Origin of the sequence: Rathayibacter sp. VKM Ac-2856 (assembly GCF_013205055.1) — a bacterium.
Taxonomy (GTDB): Bacteria; Actinomycetota; Actinomycetes; order Actinomycetales; family Microbacteriaceae; genus Rathayibacter.
Window position 1 is genome coordinate 104,228 of record NZ_JABMLF010000006.1, and the last position, 21,455, is coordinate 125,682.

The following is a 21,455-nucleotide window of genomic DNA, read 5'->3' on the forward strand; positions in this document are numbered from 1 at the left end:
GACGCGGCGCAGCGGCGCTCGGTCAGCGAGGGGAAGGCGGTTCGCGTGCACGCGATCGGTATCGACATCGGCGGCACGAAGATCGCCGGGGCGCTCGTCGACGAGTTCGGCGGCATCGTCCGCGAGGACCGCCAGCCGACCCCCGCCGGCCACCCCGAGCTCATCGTCGACGTGGTCGTCGAGATGGTCGCGCGGCTGCGCGAAGGGCTGCCCGCCGGGGACGTCTCCGCCGTCGGCGTCGCCGCGGCCGGCTTCATCGACGCCTCGCAGTCGATCGTCTACTACGCACCCAACATCAACTGGCGCAACGAGCCCTTCCGCGAGAAGCTCTCGGCCCGCATCGACCTCCCGATCATCATCGAGAACGACGCGAACGCGGCCGGCTGGGCGGAGTTCCGCTACGGCGCCGGCCGCCTCGTCAGCGACATGCTGATGCTCACGATCGGCACCGGCGTCGGCGGCGCGATCGTCATCAACGACCGGCTCCTGCGCGGCGGCTTCGGTGCCGCGGCCGAGATCGGCCACATGCGCGTCGTGCCGGGCGGACTGCCCTGCGGCTGCGGCGCCCGCGGCTGCATCGAGCAGTACGGCTCCGGCCGGGCCCTGCAGCGCTTCGCCGCCGAGCTGGCCGACGCCGGCGGGATCGGCCAGGGCATCGCCGACGCGCGGGCCCGCAACGGCGGAGAGCTCGACGGCGCCGTCATCGCCGACCTGATCAGCGCCGGCGACCTCGGCGCCCTCGCGGCCCTGCGCCAGCTCGGCCACTGGCTCGGCGAGGCGGCGGCGAGCCTCAGCGCGGTGCTCGACCCGCAGATGTTCGTCATCGGCGGCGGAGTGGCCCAGGCCGGCGACCTCCTGCTGGACCCGATCCGCCAGGCCTATCTCGACAACCTGCCCGCCCGGGGCTACCACCCCGAGCCCGAGTTCCGCATCGCGGAGCTCGTCAACGACGCGGGGGTCGTCGGCGCCGCCGACCTCGCCCGCCTGCACGCGAGCTCGCTGTGACCCCGGTCGCGGACCGCTGAGGAGCGCCCCTTGTTCTACTGGTTCATGAAGCACATCGTCGCCGGGCCCCTGCTCAAGACGATCTTCCGGCCGTGGGTGGTGGGCGCCGACCGCGTCCCCGCGACGGGCGGCGTCATCCTGGCGAGCAACCACCTCTCCTTCATCGACTCGGTGTTCCTCCCGCTGGTGATCGAGCGGAACATGGTCTTCCTCGCCAAGAGCGACTACTTCACCGGCAAGGGCCTGAAGGGCTGGGCGACGAAGCTCTTCTTCACCGCCACCGGCATGCTCCCGATCGACCGCTCCGGCGGCAAGGCGTCCGAGGCGTCGCTCAACACCGGCCTCCGGGTCCTCGCGAGCGGCGAGGCGCTGGGCATCTATCCCGAGGGCACCCGCAGCCCCGACGGACGGATGTACCGCGGACGCACCGGCGTCGCGCGCATGGTCCTCGAGGCGCGCGTGCCCGTCATCCCCGTGGCGATGATCGACACCGCCCGCATCATGCCGATCGGCAGCAGGATGCCCCGGCTCGGCCGCATCGGCATCGTCTTCGGCGAGCCGCTCGACTTCAGCCGCTTCGAGGGCATGGAGGGCGACCGCTTCATCCTCCGCTCGATCACCGACGAGATCATGTACGAGCTGCTCGCGCTCAGCGGCCAGGAGTACCTCGACGTCTACGCCACCTCCGTCAAGGAGAAGCGAGCGGCCCTGCTCCGCTGAGCACTCCTCCGGAGAAGGCCCCACCGAGCCGATAAGCTCGTCAACCGTCGCCGTCCGACCGGGCGGCGATCACTGCGCGCGCCGCGCGCCCGTCAGAACCAGGAACCCTCGTGGTCATCGATCCGAACGAACCGTACGTCCTCGCCGCCCCCTCCGTGGTCGCCGGCCTGGACTATTGGCGTGAGCTCGAGATCAAGCAGCAGCCGAACTGGCCAGACGCCGCCGCGGTCGCCGCCGCGTCCGCCGAGGTCGCCGCGCTGCCGCCGCTGGTCTTCGCGGGCGAGGTCGACCAGCTGCGCGAGCGCCTGGGTGCCGCAGCTCGCGGCGAGGCGTTCCTGCTCCAGGGCGGGGACTGCGCCGAGACCTTCGCGGGAGCGACGGCAGATCAGATCCGCAACCGGGTCAAGACCGTGCTCCAGATGGCCGTCGTCCTCACCTACGGCGCGAGCATGCCCGTCATCAAGATGGGCCGCATGGCCGGCCAGTTCGCCAAGCCCCGCTCGAGCGACCTCGAGACCCGCGGCGACGTGACGCTGCCCGCCTACCGCGGCGACATCGTGAACGGCTACGACTTCACCCCGGAGTCGCGGGCCGCCGACCCGCGCCGCATCGTGCAGGGCTACCACACGGCCGCCTCGACGCTGAACCTCATCCGCGCCTTCACGCAGGGCGGCTTCGCCGACCTCCGCCTCGTGCACTACTGGAACAAGGGCTTCACCGAGAACCCGCAGAACCAGCGCTACGAGCAGCTCGCCCGCGAGATCGACCGCGCCGTGAAGTTCATGGTGGCGTGCGGAGCCGACTTCGAGGGCATGAAGCGCACCGAGTTCTACACCGGCCACGAGGGCCTGCTGATGGACTACGAGCGACCGATGACGCGGATCGACTCGCGCACCGGCACGCCGTACAACACGTCCAGCCACTTCATCTGGATCGGCGAGCGCACCCGTGAGCTCGACGGCGCGCACGTCGACTTCCTCTCGCGCGTCCGCAACCCGATCGGCGTGAAGCTCGGCCCCTCGACGACTCCGGAGACGATGCTCGAGCTGATCGACAAGCTCGACCCGGACCGCGAGCCCGGACGCCTGACCTTCATCACGCGGATGGGTGCCGGGAAGATCCGCGACGCCCTCCCGCCGCTGCTCGAGGCCGTCAAGGCGAGCGACGCGCTGCCGCTGTGGGTCACCGACCCGATGCACGGCAACGGCCTGACGACGCCCACCGGCTACAAGACCCGTCGCTTCGACGACGTGGTCGACGAGGTCAAGGGCTTCTTCGAGGCGCACCGCGCGGCCGGCACCCACCCGGGCGGCATCCACGTGGAGCTCACGGGCGACGACGTCACCGAGTGCCTCGGCGGCTCGGAGCACATCGACGAGGCCACCCTCGCGACGCGCTACGAGTCGGTCTGCGACCCGCGCCTCAACCACATGCAGTCGCTCGAGCTGGCCTTCCTGGTCGCCGAGGAGCTCCGCGAGCGCTGAGCGAGCGGTCCGCGGAGCGGACCCCCTGCATGCTGATCGAGTAGGCCGCGCAGCGGGCGTATCGAGATCCACCGTCGTTCGGCGGGTGGGTCTCGATACGCCCCTGCGGGGCTACTCGACCAGCATGGAATGAGGACGCTGCCGTAGGCAGCGAGCGCGATGCGCGCTTGCGCGCATGCTGGTCGAGCAGTCCGCGAAGCGGACCCCTGCATGCTGATCGAGTAGGCCGCGCAGCGGGCGTATCGAGATCCACCGTCGTCCGATGGGTGGGTCTCGATACGCCCCTGCGGGGCTACTCGACCAGCATGCAGTGAGGACCACCGTGGTGCGCGGAGCTCATGCGCGCTTGCGCGCATGCTGATCGCACGGTCCGCGGAGCGGGGCCGCGCATGCTGATCGAGCAGGCCGCGCAGCGGTCGTATCGAGATCCGCCGCGGAGGGGCGCCCCTGCCGGGCCGCTCGAGCGGACCGGATCAGATCGAGATGGTGATCGAGAGCTGGATCGTGGTGCCGCGCTGGACGAGGGCGCCCTCCTTGTCGGACTGGTTGGTCACCTTCGTCACCTCGTCCGGCACCTGGTCGATCAGCGGGGTCGTCAGGCCGTAGCTCCACTTGAGGTCGACGGCGGCGAGGGCCGCCTTCGCCTGGTCGCGGGTCATGCCGACGACGTTCGGCACGGCGACCGGCTGCGGACCCTTCGAGACGACGACGGAGACGGTGTCGCCGGTGGTGGCGGGCGCCTCCGGGTTGATCTGCGTGAGCACCACTCCCGCGGCGACCGTGTCGCTCCATTCCTCGCGCTCGCGGTCGAGGGCGAGCCCGGCGTCCTTCGCCGCGGCCGTCGCCTCATCCACGGTGAGGCCGACGACGTTCGGGATCGCGCCGAGGCTGACGGTCATCGCGATCGTGCTGGTCTCGGACATCGTCGCGGGCAGCTCGCCGCCGTCGGGCAGCGAGGCCGAGACGACCACGCCGGACGGAACGTCCGCGTCGAAGATCCGCGTCACGTCGCCGAGAGTGAAGGAGCCGCTCTGGATCGCGGTCGTCGCCTCCTCCTCCGACACGCCGGCGAGAGCCGGCACGGGGAGCTGGCGCGGACCGCTCGAGACCACGAGGGTCACGACGTCGCCCTTGTGCAGCCCCTGTCCGCCCGGCGGATCGGTGCTGAGCACGGTGCCCGCGGGCACGGTCAGATCGTTCGCCTGCTGCGGCTCGACGGTGAAGCCCTGCCCCTGCAGCGCGGCCGTCGCCTCGTCCTGCGACTGGCTCACCACGTCCGGCACGTTCACGATGGCGCCGGGACCCTCGCCGAACCACCACGCGGTGCCGCCGCCGATCAGGGCGAGCAGCAGGACGACGACGGTGAGTAGCACGCCCCGGCGACGGCGCGTGCGGCGCTTCGCCGCGAGGCGGGCGACCGCGTCGTCGTCCTCGCGCTGCTCGAGCTCGGCCGGCGGTCCCTCGATCACCGAGGTGTGCCCGGTGACCGCCTCGTCGAAGAGGAGGGCGGTGGCGGGCTCGGGGGCGGGCAGGGGAGTGACGGCCTGGGTGTCCGCGATGCGGCGGTCGGTCGGCGTGATGCCCATCAGCCGCTCGGCCTCGAGGAGCTGGGCGAGCATGACGCCGGCGTCGCGCGGCCGCATGTCCGGGTCGCGCTCGGTGGCCCAGAGCACGAGCTCGTCGAGCGAGGTCGGCACCGAGGGCACCTTGGCGCTGGGATAGGGGACCGAGTCGTTCGCGTGCTGGTAGGCGATCTGCATCGGCTGCTCGCCGGTGAAGGGCTGCTCGCCGGTGAGCATCTCGTAGATCATGATGCCGATGGCGTAGATGTCGCTGCGGGTGTCGGCCGTGCCGCGGGTGACCAGCTCGGGGGAGAGGTACGCGATGGTGCCGAGGAGCGCCTGCCCCGAGGCGGTGTTCGCGCTCGCGGCCCGCGCGAGTCCGAAGTCGCCGATCTTGATCCGGCCGTCGTCGGCGAGGAGCACGTTCTCGGGCTTGAGGTCGCGGTGCAGGATGCCCGCCCGGTGCGCGGCCGCGAGGCCGGACAGCACCGAGTGCATGATGTCGACGACCTGCTGAGCCGTCAGCCGACCGCGCTCCTTGAGCAGGTCGCGCAGCGTGATGCCGGGCAGGTACTCCATCACCAGGTAGGCCATGTCGGAGTCCTGGCCCTGGTCGAACACGCTCACCACGTTCGGGTGCGCCAGTCGGGCGGCGGAGCGCGCCTCCTGGACGAAGCGGTTCTTGAAGGTGGCGTCGTCGGACAGGTGCCCGTGCATGACCTTGATGGCGACGCGGCGCTCGAGGCGCTGGTCGTGCGCCAGGTAGACGGTGGCCATGCCGCCCCGCGCGATGCGGGAGCGCACCTCGTACCGGCCGTCGACGAGACGGCCGAGGAGAGGGTCGAGCTGGCTGGTGGTCACGCGACGAGTCTAGGCAAGACCCTCCGGACAACCGGCGTGCAACGCGGAGGCGGCTCGTGGCACTCTTGACAGGTGACCGACTCGTCCGCTGCCTCCGCCTCCTCGTCCGCTCCCGAGATCCAGTGGCTGACCGTCCCCGATCTGGTGGAGCTCACCGGCCTCGGCGTCAGCCGGGTGCGCCGCCTGATCGAGGAGCGCCACCTGCTCGGCACCCGGCGCGACGGCAAGCTCGTCGTCCCGTCCGTGTTCCTCCGCGACGGGGAGCCGCTCAGCGAGATCCGCGGCACCGCGATCCTGCTCTCGGACCAGGGCTTCTCGGACGACGAGGCGGTCGAGTGGCTGCTCTCGGACGAGGACAGCCTCGGCACCAGCCCGGTGCAGGCGCTCCTCGCCGGCCGCAAGGCCGAGGTGCGTCGGGTCGCCCAGGCTCTGGCCTGAGCCCACCCGCGGCCGCGTCCTACGCGGACCGCGCGGTGACCCGCTCGGCGAGCTCGCGCAGCTCCGCGACGCCCTCCTCGCGCAACGGTGCGCCGTCCAGCACGGCCAGGGAGTCCGCCACCTCGCGGGCGATGCGCTCCTCGAGCCGGTCGAGGGCGCCGCTGCCCGCGACGATCTCCTGAGCGCGGGCGATGTCGTCGGCGCTCGCGTCGTCGCGGCCGACGACGGCGTCGAGCTCGTCGCGCTCGCTCGCCGAGGCCGCGGCCCGGGCCAGGCCGAGCAGGACGGTCCGCTTGCCCTCGCGGAGGTCGTCGCCCGCCGGCTTGCCGGTCACGGCGGGGTCGCCGAACACGCCCAGGACGTCGTCGCGCAGCTGGAAGGCGATGCCGAGCGGCAGGCCGAACCGGCGCAGGGCGTCGATCTGCTCGTCGTCGCCGCCGCCGAGCGACCCGCCGATGGCGAGCGGCGCCTCGATGCTGTACTTGGCGCTCTTGAAGACGACCACGCGCTCCGAGCGCTCGAGGTGCTCGTGCTCGGGGTGGCGCACCCAGGCGCTCTCCTCGAGGATGTCGAGGTACTGGCCCAGCGTCACCTCCGTGCGCATCAGGTTGAACTCCGCGCGGGCGCGCGACGCGGCGGTGCGGTCCTCGAGGGCCCACTCGGCGTCCGCGAAGATCTCGTCCGACCAGACGAGCAGGAGGTCGCCGAGGAGGATCGCGGAGGACCGGCCGAACTGATCGGCGGAGCCGGACCAGCCGCCGCCGGAGTGCAGGGAGGAGAACCGGCGGTGCGCCGCGGGGGCGCCGCGACGGGTGTCGGAGTTGTCGATCACGTCGTCGTGCACCAGGGCCGCGGCGTGGAAGAGCTCCAGGCTCGCGCCGACGCGGGCGACGGGATCGGAGGCGCTCCGATGCCCGTCGCTGGGGACCGCCGAGACCGCCGTCCAGCCCGCCTCGCAGAAGCGCGCGCGGAAGCGCTTGCCCCCGCTGAGAAAGTCCCGCGAAAGGTCGCCGAGGGCGGAGACGTCCTCTCCTATGGAGCGCAGAATTGGGGTGCGCCCGGTGAGGAATTCATCGATTCGGAACTGGACGCGATCGACCAGACGAGTGCTGTGGTTCACCCGACCAGCCTATGCACCGACGGCGCCTGGCGCCTCGGCGGGCCTCGGTCTACACTGAAGCGCCACCAGCCCGGTCGAGCAGACCGCCCGCCCACCTCGGCGTCGTCCCAGCCGGGTCGACGCCACTCCCTGAAGGGGTCCCGATGCCGCTTTCGGAACACGAGCAACGGCTCCTCGACGAGATGGAGCGCAATCTCTATCAGAACGACGCCGATTTCGTCGCGGCCGTCAGCAAGGGCCGGGGCGGCACCAACTACCGCGCGCTCGTGCTCGGCATCCTCCTCGCCATCGTCGGCCTCGGAGTGCTGGTCGCCGGCGTCATCGTCCGCCAGCCCCTCGTGGGCGTGGCCGGCTTCGCGCTGATGCTCGGGGGCGTCGTCGTCGCCATGCGTCCCGCACCCGGCGGCTCCACCACCTCCGGCGTCCCGGAGGCGGGCCGCCCCGCCAAGCCCCGCTCGGCGAGCGGCCGCCAGGGCTCCAACTTCATGGACCGCCTGAACGACCGGTGGGACAACCGCGGGGACGGTCGCGGCTAGCGCCGTCCGCGGCGAGTCTCCACCTCGCACCACCACAGGGTCGATCCTCACGGATCGGCCCTTTTTTCGTGCCCGGATGCTCCCCGGGAGTGCGATTCTCCTCCACTGCGCTCCACCCGCGCCGATCGCTGCAACGGCGCGGATCGGCGCCGACGTGTCGGCGCGCCGCGGGCTCTTGGATGGTTGTGGGTGGGGGGAAGTGGAGTACTGTGGGGCCCACACCAACCTTGGCCGGAGAGAAGTGGGGGCAGTCCGTTGTTCCTCGGCACTCATTCCCCCAAGCTCGACGAGAAGGGCCGTGTGATCCTGCCCGCCAAGTTCCGCGACGAGCTCTCCTCCGGAGTCGTCGTCACGCGCGGCCAGGAGCGGTGCCTCTACGTGTTCAGCCAGCGCGAGTTCGAGGCGATGCACGAGAAGATCCGCCAGGCGCCGGTCACCAGCAAGCAGGCCCGCGACTTCCTGCGCGTCTTCCTCTCGGGAGCCAGCGCCGAGACGCCGGACAAGCAGAACCGCATCACCCTCCCGGCGCCGCTGCGCGCCTACGCCGGTCTCGATCGCGACCTCACCGTCATCGGTGCGGGTAATCGCGCCGAGATCTGGGCTCAGGACGCCTGGGACAGCTACCTGACCGAGCAGGAGTCCGTGTTCTCCGACACCGAGGAGGAGGTGATCCCCGGACTGTTCTAGCTCCTGCCGCGCGACTCCCAGCCACTCGGCGCCCGGACGCACCTTCCCCGGTGTCCGGTCGTGAGCTGGATGGGGATCGGACGGCAGGAACAGGACGGCGGGACCGCCATGCCAGAGAACACCGAGAGCACAGAGAACACCGAGAGCACCCCTGTGCACCGCGAGGTGCGCCCCACCGAGGAGCGGCACCTCCCCGTGCTGCTCGAGCGCTGCGTCGAGCTGCTCGCGCCGGCGCTGGAGCGCGACGGCGCCGTCCTCGTCGACGCGACGCTCGGCATGGGCGGGCACTCGCTCGCGCTGCTCGAGCGCTTCCCGCGCCTGCGCCTCGTCGGCCTCGACCGCGACCAGGAGGCTCTGCAGCTCGCGGGTGAGCGGCTCGCCGCGCACTCCGCCCGGATCGACCTCGTGCACGCCGTCTACGACGAGCTGCCCGACGTGCTCGACGAGCTCGGCATCGACACGATCGACGGCGCGCTGTTCGACCTCGGCGTGTCCTCGCTGCAGCTCGACGAGACCGAGCGCGGCTTCTCCTACTCCAAGGACGCCCCGCTGGACATGCGGATGGACGCGACGGCGCCGCTCACCGCGGCGAGCATCCTCGCGGACTACGACGAGATCGCCCTCCGGCGGATCTTCCACGAGTACGGCGAGGAGCGGCTCGCCGCGCGCTACGCCAAGAAGATCGTCGAGGCCCGTCAGAACGCGCCCATCGTGCGCTCGGGCCGGCTCGTCGAGATCATCCAGGCGGCCACGCCCGTCGCGATCCAGCGCAACGGCCACCCGGCGAAGCGCGTCTTCCAGGCGCTGCGCATCGAGGTCAACCAGGAGCTCTCGGTGCTCGAGCGCGCGATCCCCGCTGCGCTCGGCCGCATCGCCGTCGGCGGTCGCATCGTCGTCGAGGCGTACCAGTCGCTCGAGGACCGCATCGTGAAGCGCGCCCTGCAGACCGCCTCCTCCTCCACGGCGCCCGTCGGCCTGCCGATGGAGCTGCCGGAGCACCGACCCGAATTCCGACTCGTCATCCGCGGCGCCGAGCTCGCCTCGGACGACGAGAAGGCCGCCAACCCCCGAGCGACACCCGTGCGTCTGCGCGCGGCCGAGAGGATCAGGAGCACCGCATGAGCGCGACCGCCGTCATCGACCCCGTCATCGACCGCAGCACCGCACGACCGGCGCTGCCCGCCGAACCGGCGCAGCGACCCCGCATCGAGGCGGTCCCCGCTCCCGAGCGCCAGGCGCGGCCGAAGCTGGTCTACGGGATCGTCGCCGTCGCCGGGCTCTTCGCGATCATCGTGATCCAGCTCCTGGTCAGCGTCGGCCTGTCCGAGGGCGCGTACCAGATCGCGACGCTGCAGGGCGAGCAGAAGACGCTCACCCGCGGCAACGCCGAGAAGCAGGACGCGGTCGACACCCTCAGCTCGCCGCAGAACCTCGCGACCGCCGCGCAGGGCCTCGGGATGGTCGCGAACACCGCGCCCGTCTACCTCCGCCTCTCCGACGGCGCCGTGCTGGGCGACCCCGCCACCGCCGCCTCGAGCGAGGTCGGCACCGCCGCGACCGCCTCCGCGGTGCCGAACGCGCTGATCGCCCCGCCGGCCGCCGCGCCGAGCGCGTCCTCCCCGGGCTCCGCGACCGCGGTCGTACCGTTGCAGGGCGAGCTGCCCGCTCCCATCACGCACTGAGCCAGACCGAGGCACCGAGCCGCTCCGACCACGCACCGAAGGGCCCCGCCGCCGTGAGACACCACCGCTCGAGCAGGCGACGCACCGCCGTCACCTTCCTCGTCATCGCCGCCGTCGTCGGCCTCTTCATCGGCAAGCTGGTCGACATCCAGGTCGTCCGCGCGAACGAGCTGACCGACGAGGCGGCGCAGAACCAGTCGAACAGCGTGGTCACCTACGGCACCCGCGGGTCGATCGTGGACCGCTCCGGCACGGTTCTGGCCGACGCCACCACCCGCTACCGGCTGACGACCTCGCCGAAGAACGTGGCGCAGTTCCTCCGCGAGATGCCCGACGGCCAGGACGTCGTCGTGAGCGTCGAGCAGGCCGCCTCCGAGATCGGCGCGATCACCGGCCAGAGCGTCGAGCAGATCGTGACGGCGGTGAACGACGCGGTCGCCAAGGACCCGAAGGCGAACTACCTGATCCTCTCCGAAAGCCTGGATCTCGAGGCGTACCAGAAGCTCGTCGCGCTCGACATCCCGTGGACCTACTTCGAGACGCAGCAGGGCCGGACATACCCGAACGGCGCGGTCGCCGGCAACCTGGTCGGCTACGTGGGCGGCGACGGCGCGGCCCAGGAGGGCATGGAGTACGCCGAGAACGCCTGCCTCGCCGGCGCCAACGGCTCCGAGAGCTACGAGCGCAGCGCCGACTTCGTCCGCATCCCCGGCAGCACCGTGGCGGAGACGCCCGCGGTCGACGGCGGGAAGCTCGAGCTCACCATCGACGCCGACCTGCAGTACTACTCGCAGCAGGTGCTCGCCCAGCGGGTCGCCGAGGTGGGCGGCAGCTACGGGATCGTCGTGGTGCAGGAGGTCAAGACCGGCAAGCTCCTGACCGTCGCGGAGACGCCGACGGTCGATCCGAACAACGTCTCGGCCAGCGCCGCGGCCGACCGCGGCTCGCGCGCCTTCCAGAGCCCCTTCGAGCCCGGCTCGACCTTCAAGCCGATGACCGCGGCGATGCTGATCGACCAGGGCCTCGCCACGCCGACCAGCCAGATCGTCGTCCCCGACACCTTCGAGAAGGACGGCGCCTCGTTCAGCGACGACTTCGCGCACACGCCGACCAACTACACGCTGACCGGCATCCTCAAGGACTCCTCGAACGTCGGCATCGCGCTGATGGGCTCCAAGCTCTCCGCCTCGCAGCGCTACGACTACCTGAAGAAGTTCGGGCTGGGCGCCTCGACGGCCGTCGGCTTCCCCGGCGAGTCGGGCGGCCTCCTCGCCGACGCCGCCGACTGGGACAACCAGACCAACTACACGACGATGTTCGGCCAGGGCGTCTCGGCCACCGCCGTCCAGGTGGCGGGGATCTACCAGACCCTCGGCAACGGGGGAGTGCGCCTGCCCGCGCAGCTGGTCGAGGGCTGCACCACGCCCGACGGCTCCGTCATCGACGTGCCCGACAGCACCGGGACCCCGGTGGTCTCCTCCGGAGCAGCGAAGAGCGTCGTCGACATGCTGCAGACCCACTACAACGAGGGCTGGCTGGCGAACGACATCCACGTCGACGGCTACAACATCGCCACCAAGACCGGCACGGCGCAGCAGCCGGACGGCAACGGCGGCTACTCGTCGAGCTACACCGTCTCGCTGGCCGGCCTCGCCCCCGCGGAGGACCCGGAGTACGTCGTGACGGTCACCATCGCCGATCCGGTTAAGATGAACACGTCCCAGGCGACGGCCCCCGTGTTCCAGCAGGTCATGACCCAGGTGCTCAAGACCAACCGCGTGGAGCCGTCCACGGTCCCGCCGGTGGAGTACCCCACCACGTGGTGACCGCCGCGCGGCGGGCACGACCACCGAGGGCGCGAGCACTGACGACACGACCGCAGGCCCTACGGCCGCCGACGACACCCCCCGACCACCGGACCACAGCACCAGCACGAGAGAAAGAGCGGGCATTGCACGACACTCGCCCGCAGACCTCCCTCCGGCCCGAGCATCCGGCGCCCCGCTCGCTCTCGCAGCTGGTCGCCGAGTTCGCGCTCGGACCCGTCCGCGGCGTCGAGGGTGTCGAGGTCAGCGGGGTCACCCTCGACTCGCGCTGCGTCGAGCCGGGCGACCTCTACGTCGGCGTCGCCGGCCGGCGGGCGCACGGCGCTTCCTTCGCGGCCGACGCCGCCTCGTCCGGCGCCGTCGCGGTGCTCACCGATCCCGAGGGCGCCGATCTCGCGGCCGCCGGCGGGCTGCCCGTGCTGGTCACCCCCGACCCCCGCGCCGCTCTCGGCGACGTCGCCGCGTGGATCCACCGCACCCGCGAGGACGCCCCGACGCTGTTCGGCGTGACCGGGACCAACGGCAAGACGAGCGTGGTCTACCTCCTCGACGCCCTGCTGCGCCGTCTCGGCGTCGTCTCCGGACTGAGCTCCACCGCCGAGCGCCGCATCGGCGACCTCGCGGTCGTGAGCGCGCTGACCACTCCCGAGGCGAGCGAGCTGCACGCCCTGCTGGCGCGGATGCGCGAGGCGGCGGTGCGCGCGGTCTCGATCGAGGTGTCCGCGCAGGCGCTCACCCGCCACCGGATCGACGGCATCGTCTTCGACGTCGTCGGGTTCACCAATCTCACGCACGACCACCTCGACGACTACACCGACATGGAGCACTACTTCGAGGCGAAGGCCGACCTGTTCGGACCGGACCGCGCGCGCCGCGGCGTCGTGACGGTGGACAGCAGCTGGGGCCGGGAGCTCGTCGAGCGCAGCCGCATCCCGGTGACGACCCTCGCCAGCTCGCCCGTCGTCGGCGTCGCGCCGACGACCCCCGCGGACTGGTCGATGACCGTGGTCGAGGGCACCGCCGACGGGACGACCTTCCGCCTGGACGGACCGGAGAACCGCTCGGTCGTCGTCGGCATCCCGCTGATCGGCTGGTACATGGCGGCGAACGCGGCGCTGGCGATCGTGATGCTCGTCGAGTCGGGCTTCGACCTCGAGGCCATCGCGCACGCTCTCGAGGAGGGCGCGCTCGACGTCTACATCCCCGGTCGCGCCGAGCGCGTCTCGGGTGATCGCGGCCCGCGCTTCTACGTCGACTACGGCCACACCCCGGACGCGTTCTCGAACGCCCTCGAGGCGCTGCGCGCGCTCACGCCGGGTCGGCTGATCATGGTCTTCGGCGCCGACGGCGACCGCGACCCCACGAAGCGCGCGGACATGGGGCGCATCGCCGCCGAGCTGTCCGACGTCGTGATCGTGACCGACTTCCACCCGCGCTGGGAGGACCCGGCGGCGATCCGCGCCGTCCTCGTCGGCGCGGCGACCGAGGCCGTGCCGGGCCGGGAGATCCACGAGATCCCCGATCCGCGGGCCGCCGTGCGGGCGGCCGTCGCCCTCGCGGACGAGGGCGATGCGATCCTCTACGCCGGACCCGGCCACGAGGACTATCAGGAGATTGCAGGAGTGCACATGCCGTATTCGGCCAGAGACGACGTCCGGCAGGCTCTGCGCGAGGCGGGCTGGCTGTAGATGATCGCCCTCACCCTCACCGAGATCGCCGAGGCCGTTTCCGGGCGCCTCCACCTCGCCGGCTCGTCCGCGAACGCCTCGACCGTCGTCGACGGCGCGACCGAGACCGACTCGCGCGAGATCGCGCCCGGCGGGATCTTCGTCGCCAAGCGCGGCGAGCACACCGACGGGCACCTCTTCGCGCCCGTCGCCGTCGAGCGCGGGGCCGCCCTCCTCATCGTGGAGCGCCCGCTCGACCTGGACGTGCCGCAGGTGCTCGTCGACGACTCCGTCGAGGCGCTCGGCGCCCTCGCGACCGAGGTGGTCCGCCGCGTGCGCGCCCTCGGGAACCTCACCGTGCTCGGCGTCACCGGCTCGAACGGCAAGACGACCACGAAGAACATGCTCCGCACGATCCTCGAGCGCCGGGGCGAGACCGTTGCCCCGCGCGGGTCGTTCAACAACGAGGTCGGCGCGCCGATCACGATGCTGCAGGTGTCCGAGTCGACCCGCTTCCTGGTGGCGGAGATGGGCGCGAGCGCGGTCGGCGAGATCCGCCGCCTCGTCCGGATGGCGAAGCCCGACGTCGGGATCGTCCTCGCCGTCGGCCTCGCGCACGCCGGCGAGTTCGGCGGCATCGAGCGCACGCTCGAGGCCAAGACCGAGATGGTCGCCGACCTGACGGCGGACGACGTCGCGGTGCTGAACGCCGATGACGGCCGGGTCGCCTCGATGCAGGCCAGGACCGACGCCCGGGTGCTGTGGTTCGGCCACGGCGAGGAGGCTGACGTCCGCGCCGTCGACGTCGAGCCGACGGCCGAGGGCACCCGCTTCGTGATCGAGGTCCGGGCCGGCGAGGGTCGCGAGGCCGCCCGCGCGGAGCTCTTCCTCCGCGTCCTCGGCGAGCACCACGTGATGAACGCCCTGGCCGCGACCGCCGCGGCGCTGTCGGTCGGCGTCCCGCTCGACGCGATCATCGAGGCCCTCGGCACCGTCACGCTCGCGGAGCGCTGGCGCATGCAGGTGCTCGGCGGGCCCGACGTCACGATCGTCAACGACGCCTACAACGCGAGCCCCGACTCCACCGCGGCAGCGCTGCGGACCCTCGCTCAGATCAGGAAGCCGGAGGGCCGCACCGTCGCCGTCCTCGGCGAGATGAGCGAGCTGGGGGAGTGGGCCGACGAGGAGCACGACCGCGTGGGCCTGCTCGCCGTCCGGCTCAACATCGCCCAGATCGTCGTGGTCGGAGCGCGAGCGCGCCGGATCCACGTCGCCGCCGAGCGCGAGGGCTCGTGGAGCGGCGAGTCCGTCTTCGTCGAGACCGCCGACGAGGCCTACGAGGTCCTCGAGGGCTATCTGAGGAGCGGCGACACCGTCCTGGTGAAGTCGTCCAACTCCGCCGGGCTGCGATTCCTCGGCGACCGACTGGGAGAGCGCCACCGATGAGAGCACTCCTTCTGGCCGGAGCCTTCTCCGGCGCGTTCACACTGCTGCTGACGCCGCTGTTCATCCGGCTGTTCCACCGTCTGCAGTGGGGCCAGTTCATCCGCGAGGACGGGCCGAAGTCGCACCACGTCAAGCACGGCACGGCGACGATGGGCGGCATCGTCATCATCATCGCCACCGTGGCGGGCTACTTCCTCGGCATGCTCTTCGGCAACCGGGCGCTGGCGCCGTCGGCGCTCCTGGTGCTGTTCATGATGGTGGGGCTCGGCTTCGTCGGCTTCATCGACGACTTCCTGAAGACCCGCAACCAGCGCAGCCTCGGCCTCGGGGGTTGGGCGAAGATCGCCGGGCAGATCATCGTCGCGGCGGCCTTCGCGGTCATCGCGATCATGGTCCGCGACTCCAACGGCCTGACGCCGGCGTCGACGTCGATCTCGTTCATCCGCGATCTGCCGTTCGACTTCGCGACCCTCGGCTGGATCGGCATCGGGCTGTTCGTCCTCTGGATCTGCGTCATCGTCACCAGCACGTCGAACGGCGTGAACGTGGCGGACGGCCTCGACGGCCTCGCGACCGGCTCCTCGATCCTCGCGATCGGCTCCTACGTCATCATCGGCTTCTGGCAGTCGAACCAGTGGTGCTTCGACGCGCAGCTGAACCCCGAGGTGGCCGACAAGTGCTACCAGGTCAGCGATCCGTTCGACCTCGCGATCATCGCGGCGGCGATCTCGGGCGCACTCGTGGGCTTCCTCTGGTGGAACACCTCGCCGGCGCAGATCTTCATGGGCGACACCGGCTCGCTCGGCCTCGGCGGCGCGCTCGCGGCCCTCGCGATCCTCACCCGCACCGAGCTGCTCGTCATCCTGATCGGCGGCCTGTTCGTCATCGTCACCGGCTCGGTGATCGTGCAGCGGATCTACTTCAAGCTCACCCGGGGCAAGCGCATCTTCCTGATGAGCCCCCTCCATCACCACTTCGAGCTCAAGGGCTGGGCCGAGATCACGGTGGTGGTCCGCTTCTGGATCATCGCCGGCATCTTCGTCGCGGCCGGCGTCGGGCTCTTCTACCTCGAATGGCTCTCCCTGGCATGACCGATCCCGCCTCGTCCGCCCGCCCCGAGTCGCTGACCAGCTGGCACGCCGACTGGCGCGGTCTCCGCGTCGCCGTGCTCGGTCTCGGCGTCACCGGCTTCTCCGTCGCCGACACGCTGACCGAGCTGGGCGCCGAGGTGCTCGTGCTGGCCGACCGCGCCGACGAGGAGCGGGAGCGCCTGCTCGAGGTGATCGGCGCGCGCCTGCACCGCGCCGACTCGCTCGACAGCGTGCCGGAGGAGCTCGCCGCGTTCGCGCCCGAGCTCGTCGTGGTGTCGCCCGGCTTCCGCCCGACGCACCCGATCGTCCGCTGGGCGGGGGACTCGGGCATCACCCTCTGGGGCGACGTGGAGCTCGCCTGGCGCGTGCGCGACAAGGTCGTCCGGGCCGACGGGACTCCGGCCGACTGGGTGCTGGTCACCGGCACCAACGGCAAGACGACGACGGTGCAGCTCACCGCGACGATGCTCGTGGCGGGTGGGCTCCGAGCCGCGCCGTGCGGCAACATCGGCGTGCCGGTGCTCGACGCCGTCCGCGATCCCCAGGGCTTCGACGTCCTGGTGGTCGAGCTCTCGAGCTACCAGCTGCACTACCTCGGCCGGATCGAGCCGCTCGCCAGCACCTGCCTCAACCTCGCCGACGACCACCTCGACTGGCACGGCACGGCCGCGGCCTACCGCGACGCGAAGGCGAAGGTCTACGCGAACACCCGGGTGGCCTGCGTCTACAACCGCGCCGACGCCGTCACCGAGCAGATGGTCCTCGACGCCGAGGTGATCGAGGGCGCCCGCGCGATCGGCTTCGGCCTCGGGGTGCCCGGGCCGAGCGACTTCGGCATCGTGGACGGGATCCTCTGCGATCGCGCCTTCCTCGAGGACCGCGCGACCAGCGCCATCGAGATCGCCACCGTCGACGAGCTCGCCGCCCGCGGGCTCGCGGCCCCGCACATCGTGCAGAACGTGCTCGCGGCCGCGGCGCTCTCGCGGGCCTGCGGGATCGAGCCCGGCGCCGTCCGCCGCGCGCTCGCGACCTTCGAGCTCGACGCGCACCGCATCCAGGTGGTCGCGGAGAGCTCCGGAGTGGTCTGGGTCGACGACTCCAAGGCGACCAATCCGCACGCCGCGGACGCCTCGCTCCGGGCCTACCCGTCCGTGGTCTGGCTCGTCGGCGGGCTGCTGAAGGGCGTCGACATCGACGCGCTGGTCGCCGCCCACGTCGAGCGCCTCCGGGGCGCCGTGGTGATCGGCACGGACCGCGCGGACGTCCTCGAGGCATTCCGGCGACACGCGCCCGCCCTCCCCGTGACCGAGGTGGTCCCGGATGACACTGGGGCGGTGATGCAGGCGGCCGTCGAGGCCGCCGCGGTGCTCGCCCGCACGGGCGACGTCGTCCTGCTCGCACCTGCCGCGGCGTCGATGGACCAGTTCCGCGACTACGCGGAGCGGGGCCGCTTCTTCGCGGCCGCCGTGGCGACGTATCTGGGAGGGGGAGCCGATGACCGCTCCGACGACGAACCGCACCCCGGGCCGCTCGCGCATTGACGCGACCGCGGGCGACCAGGGCCGGGAGCACGGTCGCCTGCGCACCGCGCGGATCGTGCTCGCCCGGGTCCTCGCCTCGGGCTCGCCCAACTTCTTCCTGCTCTTCGGCACCACGCTGTTCCTCGTGCTCTTCGGGCTGACGATGGTGCTCTCCTCCTCGTCCGTCACCTCCTACGTCAGCAGCGACGACTCCTTCGGCGGCTTCTTCCGCCAGGGCGGGTTCGCCCTGCTCGGCGTGCCGATGATGCTCGTGGTCTCGCGGCTCCCGGTCCGCTTCTGGAAGAAGGCGACGCCGCTCCTGCTCGGCTTCGGCTGCTTCCTCCAGCTCCTCGTCCTCTTCTCGCCGCTCGGCTGGTCGGTCGGCGGCAACACGAACTGGCTGCGGATCGGCGGCTTCACGATGCAGCCGTCCGAGGTGATCAAGCTCGCGCTCGCGCTCTGGCTCGGCCTCCTGCTCGCCCGGCGCTACCGCGACCCGAAGGACTGGAAGGACGCGCTGCTGCCGGTGCTCATCGTCGCCGGCGGCTCGATCGGCCTGGTGCTCGGCGGCGGCGACCTCGGCACCGTGCTGATCCTCGCGGGCATCGTGCTCGCCGCGCTGTTCTACGCGAACGTGCAGATGCGCGTGCTCGTCCCGATCGTGCTGGTGGGCGCCGTCGGCGCCGTGCTCTTCGCGGTCTCGAGCGAGAACCGCCTGACCCGGATCATGTCCTTCCTCGGCGACTGCTCCGGCGCCGAGCAGTACGAGACGTCGTGCTGGCAGCCCGTGCACGGCACCTGGGCGATGGCCTCGGGCGGCATCTTCGGCGTCGGCCTCGGCAACTCCAAGGCCAAGTGGTCCTGGCTGCCCGCCGCCGACAACGACTACATCTTCGCGATCATCGGCGAGGAGCTCGGCCTGATCGGCGCGATCGTGGTCCTCGCCCTCTTCGTCGTCCTCGCGATCGCGTTCTTCCGCATCATCCACGCCTCGACCGACCCGTTCGTCCGCATCACGACGGGCGCCGTCATGGTCTGGCTGATCGGCCAGGCGTTCGTCAACATCGGGGTGGTGCTCGGGGTGCTCCCGGTCCTCGGAGTGCCGCTCCCGCTGATCTCCTCCGGAGGCACCGCCCTGCTCAGCTCGCTCCTCGCCATCGGCGTCGTGCTCTCCTTCGCGCGCAACCAGACCTCCCCGAACGACGGCGTCTCGCGCGCCGCTCGGAAGGTCGCCGCCCGATGACCCGCTACCTGCTCGCCGGCGGGGGCACCGCCGGCCACGTCAATCCGCTGCTCGCCACCGCGGACGAGATCCGCGCGCGGAACGCGGACGGCGAGGTCCTCGTCCTCGGCACCGCCGAGGGTCTCGAGGCCCGGCTGGTCCCGCTGCGCGGCTACGAGCTGTCGGTCATCCCGCGCCTGCCCTTCCCGCGCCGCCCGAACGCCGCCGCCCTGCGCTTCCCCTCCGCCTTCCGTTCCACCATCGACGGGATCGTCCGCACCCTCCGCGAGCGCCGGATCGACGCCGTCGTCGGCTTCGGCGGTTACGCGGCCGCCCCCGCCTACCTCGCGGCCCGACGCGCCGGCGTGCCGTTCGTCGTGCACGAGGCCAACGCCCGGCCCGGGCTGGCGAACCGGCTCGGCGCGCGGTTCACCCCGTACGTCGGGGTCGCCTTCGAGGGCACGCCGCTGCGGAACGCGCAGGTCGTCGGCATGCCGCTGCGCCGCGAGATCGCGCAGCTGGACCGCGCGGCCGTCCGCGGAGAGGCGATGACCGCGCTCGGCCTCGACCCCGCGCGCCCGACGCTGCTCGTCACCGGCGGATCGCTCGGGGCCCGGCGGATCAACGCGACCGTGCACGCGAGCGCCGCCGCCCTCGTCGCGACCGGCTTCCAGGTGCTGCACATCACCGGCGACCGCGCCGAGATCGGCGACCCGGGCGTCGCCGGCTACCACCTCCTGGCCTACTGCGACCGGATGGACCTCGCCCTCGCCGCCGCGGACCTCGCCGTCTCGCGCGCCGGCGCGGCCACCGTGAGCGAGCTCAGCGCGCTCGGGCTGCCCGCGGTCTACGTCCCGTACCCGGTCGGCAACGGCGAGCAGCGCTTCAACGCGCGCGGCGTCGTCGACGCGGGCGGCGCGGTCCTCGTCGAGGACGCGTCGTTCACCCCCTCCTGGGTCGCGAGCGACCTCGTTCCGCTGCTCGGCGACGCGCTGCGCCGGGAGGAGATGGGCCGCCGCGCCGCGTCGGTCGGGGTGCGCGACGGGTCCGGCCGCCTGGTCGACCTCATCGAGTCCGGCGTCCGCCTACACTGATCCTCTGCCCGGAGTGCGGCACCCCGCACCGCCGAGCCGACACCCGAAAGCGAGAGCCCCGTGATCAAGCCCGACCTCGGCATCACCGTCCCCGACGAGCTCGGCTCGGTCCACTTCATCGGCATCGGCGGCTCGGGGATGAGCGGGATCGCGCGGCTCTTCCACCGCGCCGGTCACCGCGTCACGGGCTCCGACGTGCGCGAGTCGCACCCGATCGAGCAGCTGCGCGAGCTCGGCATCCCCGTCGCCATCGGGCACGACGCGGCCCACCTCGGCGACGCCGAGGCGGTCGTGGTCACCTCCGCCCTCTGGCCGGACAACCCCGAGTACGTGCTGGCGAAGGAGCGCGGGCTGCCCGTGCTGCACCGCTCGCAGGCGCTCGCCTGGCTCGTCCGCGGCAAGCGCCTCGTCGCCGTCGCCGGTGCGCACGGCAAGACCACCTCGACCGGCATGATCGTCACCGGTCTGCTCGGCCTCGACGCCGACCCCAGCTTCGTCAACGGCGGCATCATCGAGGGCCTCGGCACCTCGTCCGCGGCGGGCTCCGGCGAGGTCTTCGTCGTCGAGGCCGACGAGTCCGACGGCAGCTTCCTGCTCTATGACACCGCGGTGTCGCTCGTCACGAACGTCGACCCGGACCACCTCGACCACTACGGCTCGCTCGAGGCGTTCGAGGAGGCGTTCGTCACCTTCACCTCCGGTGCGCGCGAGCTGGTGGTCATCTCCTCCGACGACCCCGGCGCCGTCAGCGTCACGCGACGGATCGACGGGCCGAAGGTGCTGACCTTCGGCGAGGCCGAGGGCTCCGACGTCCGCGTCGTCGACCTCGCGCTGGTCGGCCCAGTCGGCTTCACCGTCGAGTACGAGGGCCGCCGCTACACGACCCGCCTGCGCATCCCGGGCCGTCACAACGCGATCAACGCCGCGGGCGCCTTCGCCGTGCTCGTCGGACTCGGCTTCGAGCCGGCGGCCTCCCTCGAGGCGATCTCGGCCTTCGGCGGCACCGAGCGCCGCTTCGAGCTGCACGGCGCGGTGCGCGGCGTGAGCGTCTACGACGACTACGCGCACCACCCGACCGAGGTCGCCGCGGCGCTCTCGGCCGCCAGGACCGTGGTCGGCACCGGCCGGATCATCGCGGTGCACCAGCCGCACCTCTACAGCCGGACCCGGCTGTTCGCGCGCGAGTTCGCCGAGGCGCTGGAGCAGCACGCCGACGAGACGATCGTGCTCGACGTCTACGGCGCCCGCGAGGACCCGGAGCCCGGGGTCACCGGCGCGCTGGTCAGCGAGAAGTTCGCCGACCCGTCCCGCGTCTCGTTCCTCGCCGACTGGCAGGCCGCCTCTCGGCGGACGGCCGAGATCGCGCGCGAGGGCGACTTCGTGATCACCCTCGGCTGCGGCGACGTCTACCGGATCATCCCGCAGCTGCTCGAGTCGCTCGGCGCGAGCGAGGGCGCGCCGGTCGCTCGATGACCCGCCGACGGCTCCGACGCT

18 protein-coding genes are annotated in these 21,455 nt (G+C 71.9%); 16 read left to right on the plus strand and 2 right to left on the minus strand.

Features of this window, described 5'->3' with window-relative positions:
- The first annotated feature begins 45 nt into the window (after positions 1-45).
- From HQQ82_RS17705 to HQQ82_RS17715, 3 genes are all read left to right on the plus strand, one after another.
- Positions 46-1,005 carry an ROK family glucokinase gene (locus HQQ82_RS17705; RefSeq protein WP_173235395.1) on the plus strand — a complete coding sequence of 320 codons (960 nt, stop codon included), beginning with the start codon at positions 46-48 and terminating at the stop codon, positions 1,003-1,005.
- Positions 1,006-1,035: 30 nt separating this feature from the next.
- On the plus strand, positions 1,036-1,725 hold the full coding sequence (locus tag HQQ82_RS17710; RefSeq protein WP_173235397.1) for a 1-acyl-sn-glycerol-3-phosphate acyltransferase: 690 nt from the start codon (positions 1,036-1,038) through the stop codon (positions 1,723-1,725).
- A gap of 155 nt (positions 1,726-1,880) precedes the next feature.
- The gene (locus HQQ82_RS17715) at positions 1,881-3,209 is read left to right on the plus strand and encodes a class II 3-deoxy-7-phosphoheptulonate synthase (protein ID WP_173235851.1); all 1,329 of its coding nucleotides are present in this window, start codon (positions 1,881-1,883) and stop codon (positions 3,207-3,209) included.
- A 473-nt stretch (positions 3,210-3,682) separates the two neighbouring features.
- Here the strand turns inward: HQQ82_RS17715 and pknB are convergent, their stop codons facing one another.
- Positions 3,683-5,632 carry a Stk1 family PASTA domain-containing Ser/Thr kinase gene (pknB, locus tag HQQ82_RS17720; protein WP_173235399.1) on the minus strand — a complete coding sequence of 650 codons (1,950 nt, stop codon included), beginning with the start codon at positions 5,630-5,632 and terminating at the stop codon, positions 3,683-3,685.
- Between the two features lie 72 nt (positions 5,633-5,704).
- Here pknB and HQQ82_RS17725 point away from each other — a divergent pair, with 72 nt between their 5' ends.
- Positions 5,705-6,070 (plus strand): Rv2175c family DNA-binding protein, encoded by a 366-nt coding sequence (locus HQQ82_RS17725; protein ID WP_367948001.1) that lies wholly within the window; start codon positions 5,705-5,707, stop codon positions 6,068-6,070.
- Positions 6,071-6,089: 19 nt separating this feature from the next.
- On the opposite strand, the gene HQQ82_RS17730 is transcribed toward HQQ82_RS17725, so the two are convergent.
- Positions 6,090-7,190: a polyprenyl synthetase family protein gene (locus HQQ82_RS17730; protein ID WP_173235401.1), complete on the minus strand. Its 1,101-nt coding sequence runs from the start codon at positions 7,188-7,190 to the stop codon at positions 6,090-6,092.
- Between the two features lie 143 nt (positions 7,191-7,333).
- On the opposite strand from HQQ82_RS17730, the gene HQQ82_RS17735 reads away from it, so the two are divergent.
- The 12 genes from HQQ82_RS17735 (at position 7,334) to murC (ending at position 21,434) form a co-directional block, all read left to right on the plus strand.
- Complete coding sequence (locus HQQ82_RS17735) at positions 7,334-7,726, plus strand: DUF3040 domain-containing protein (protein ID WP_173235403.1); 393 nt, start codon at positions 7,334-7,336, stop codon at positions 7,724-7,726.
- A gap of 255 nt (positions 7,727-7,981) precedes the next feature.
- Positions 7,982-8,413 (plus strand): division/cell wall cluster transcriptional repressor MraZ, encoded by a 432-nt coding sequence (mraZ, locus tag HQQ82_RS17740; RefSeq protein WP_123446130.1) that lies wholly within the window; start codon positions 7,982-7,984, stop codon positions 8,411-8,413.
- A gap of 108 nt (positions 8,414-8,521) precedes the next feature.
- Positions 8,522-9,535 (plus strand): 16S rRNA (cytosine(1402)-N(4))-methyltransferase RsmH, encoded by a 1,014-nt coding sequence (rsmH, locus tag HQQ82_RS17745; protein ID WP_173235405.1) that lies wholly within the window; start codon positions 8,522-8,524, stop codon positions 9,533-9,535.
- Positions 9,532-10,095, plus strand: coding sequence for a hypothetical protein (locus tag HQQ82_RS17750; protein WP_173235407.1), 564 nt, complete (start codon positions 9,532-9,534; stop codon positions 10,093-10,095). The genes rsmH and HQQ82_RS17750 overlap by 4 nt, the downstream gene beginning before the upstream one ends.
- Before the next feature lie 53 nt (positions 10,096-10,148).
- A complete protein-coding gene (locus tag HQQ82_RS17755) occupies positions 10,149-11,921 on the plus strand; it encodes a peptidoglycan D,D-transpeptidase FtsI family protein (RefSeq protein WP_367948002.1) in 1,773 nt (590 codons plus the stop codon).
- Between the two features lie 125 nt (positions 11,922-12,046).
- Entirely contained in the window at positions 12,047-13,609 is a 1,563-nt protein-coding gene (locus tag HQQ82_RS17760; RefSeq protein ID WP_173235409.1) for a Mur ligase family protein, read from the plus strand.
- Entirely contained in the window at positions 13,610-15,034 is a 1,425-nt protein-coding gene (gene murF, locus HQQ82_RS17765) for a UDP-N-acetylmuramoyl-tripeptide--D-alanyl-D-alanine ligase (protein WP_173235411.1), read from the plus strand.
- Positions 15,031-16,125: a phospho-N-acetylmuramoyl-pentapeptide-transferase gene (gene mraY, locus HQQ82_RS17770; protein WP_159984465.1), complete on the plus strand. Its 1,095-nt coding sequence runs from the start codon at positions 15,031-15,033 to the stop codon at positions 16,123-16,125. The genes murF and mraY overlap by 4 nt, the downstream gene beginning before the upstream one ends.
- Positions 16,122-17,666 carry a UDP-N-acetylmuramoyl-L-alanine--D-glutamate ligase gene (murD, locus tag HQQ82_RS17775; RefSeq protein WP_173235412.1) on the plus strand — a complete coding sequence of 515 codons (1,545 nt, stop codon included), beginning with the start codon at positions 16,122-16,124 and terminating at the stop codon, positions 17,664-17,666. The genes mraY and murD overlap by 4 nt, the downstream gene beginning before the upstream one ends.
- Positions 17,620-18,888 carry a putative lipid II flippase FtsW gene (gene ftsW / locus HQQ82_RS17780; protein ID WP_173235414.1) on the plus strand — a complete coding sequence of 423 codons (1,269 nt, stop codon included), beginning with the start codon at positions 17,620-17,622 and terminating at the stop codon, positions 18,886-18,888. Before murD ends, ftsW begins: the two co-directional genes overlap by 47 nt.
- Positions 18,885-19,961 carry an undecaprenyldiphospho-muramoylpentapeptide beta-N-acetylglucosaminyltransferase gene (murG, locus tag HQQ82_RS17785; RefSeq protein ID WP_173235416.1) on the plus strand — a complete coding sequence of 359 codons (1,077 nt, stop codon included), beginning with the start codon at positions 18,885-18,887 and terminating at the stop codon, positions 19,959-19,961. The genes ftsW and murG overlap by 4 nt, the downstream gene beginning before the upstream one ends.
- Positions 19,962-20,021: 60 nt before the next feature.
- On the plus strand, positions 20,022-21,434 hold the full coding sequence (gene murC / locus HQQ82_RS17790; RefSeq protein ID WP_173235418.1) for a UDP-N-acetylmuramate--L-alanine ligase: 1,413 nt from the start codon (positions 20,022-20,024) through the stop codon (positions 21,432-21,434).
- Positions 21,435-21,455: the final 21 nt, after the last annotated feature.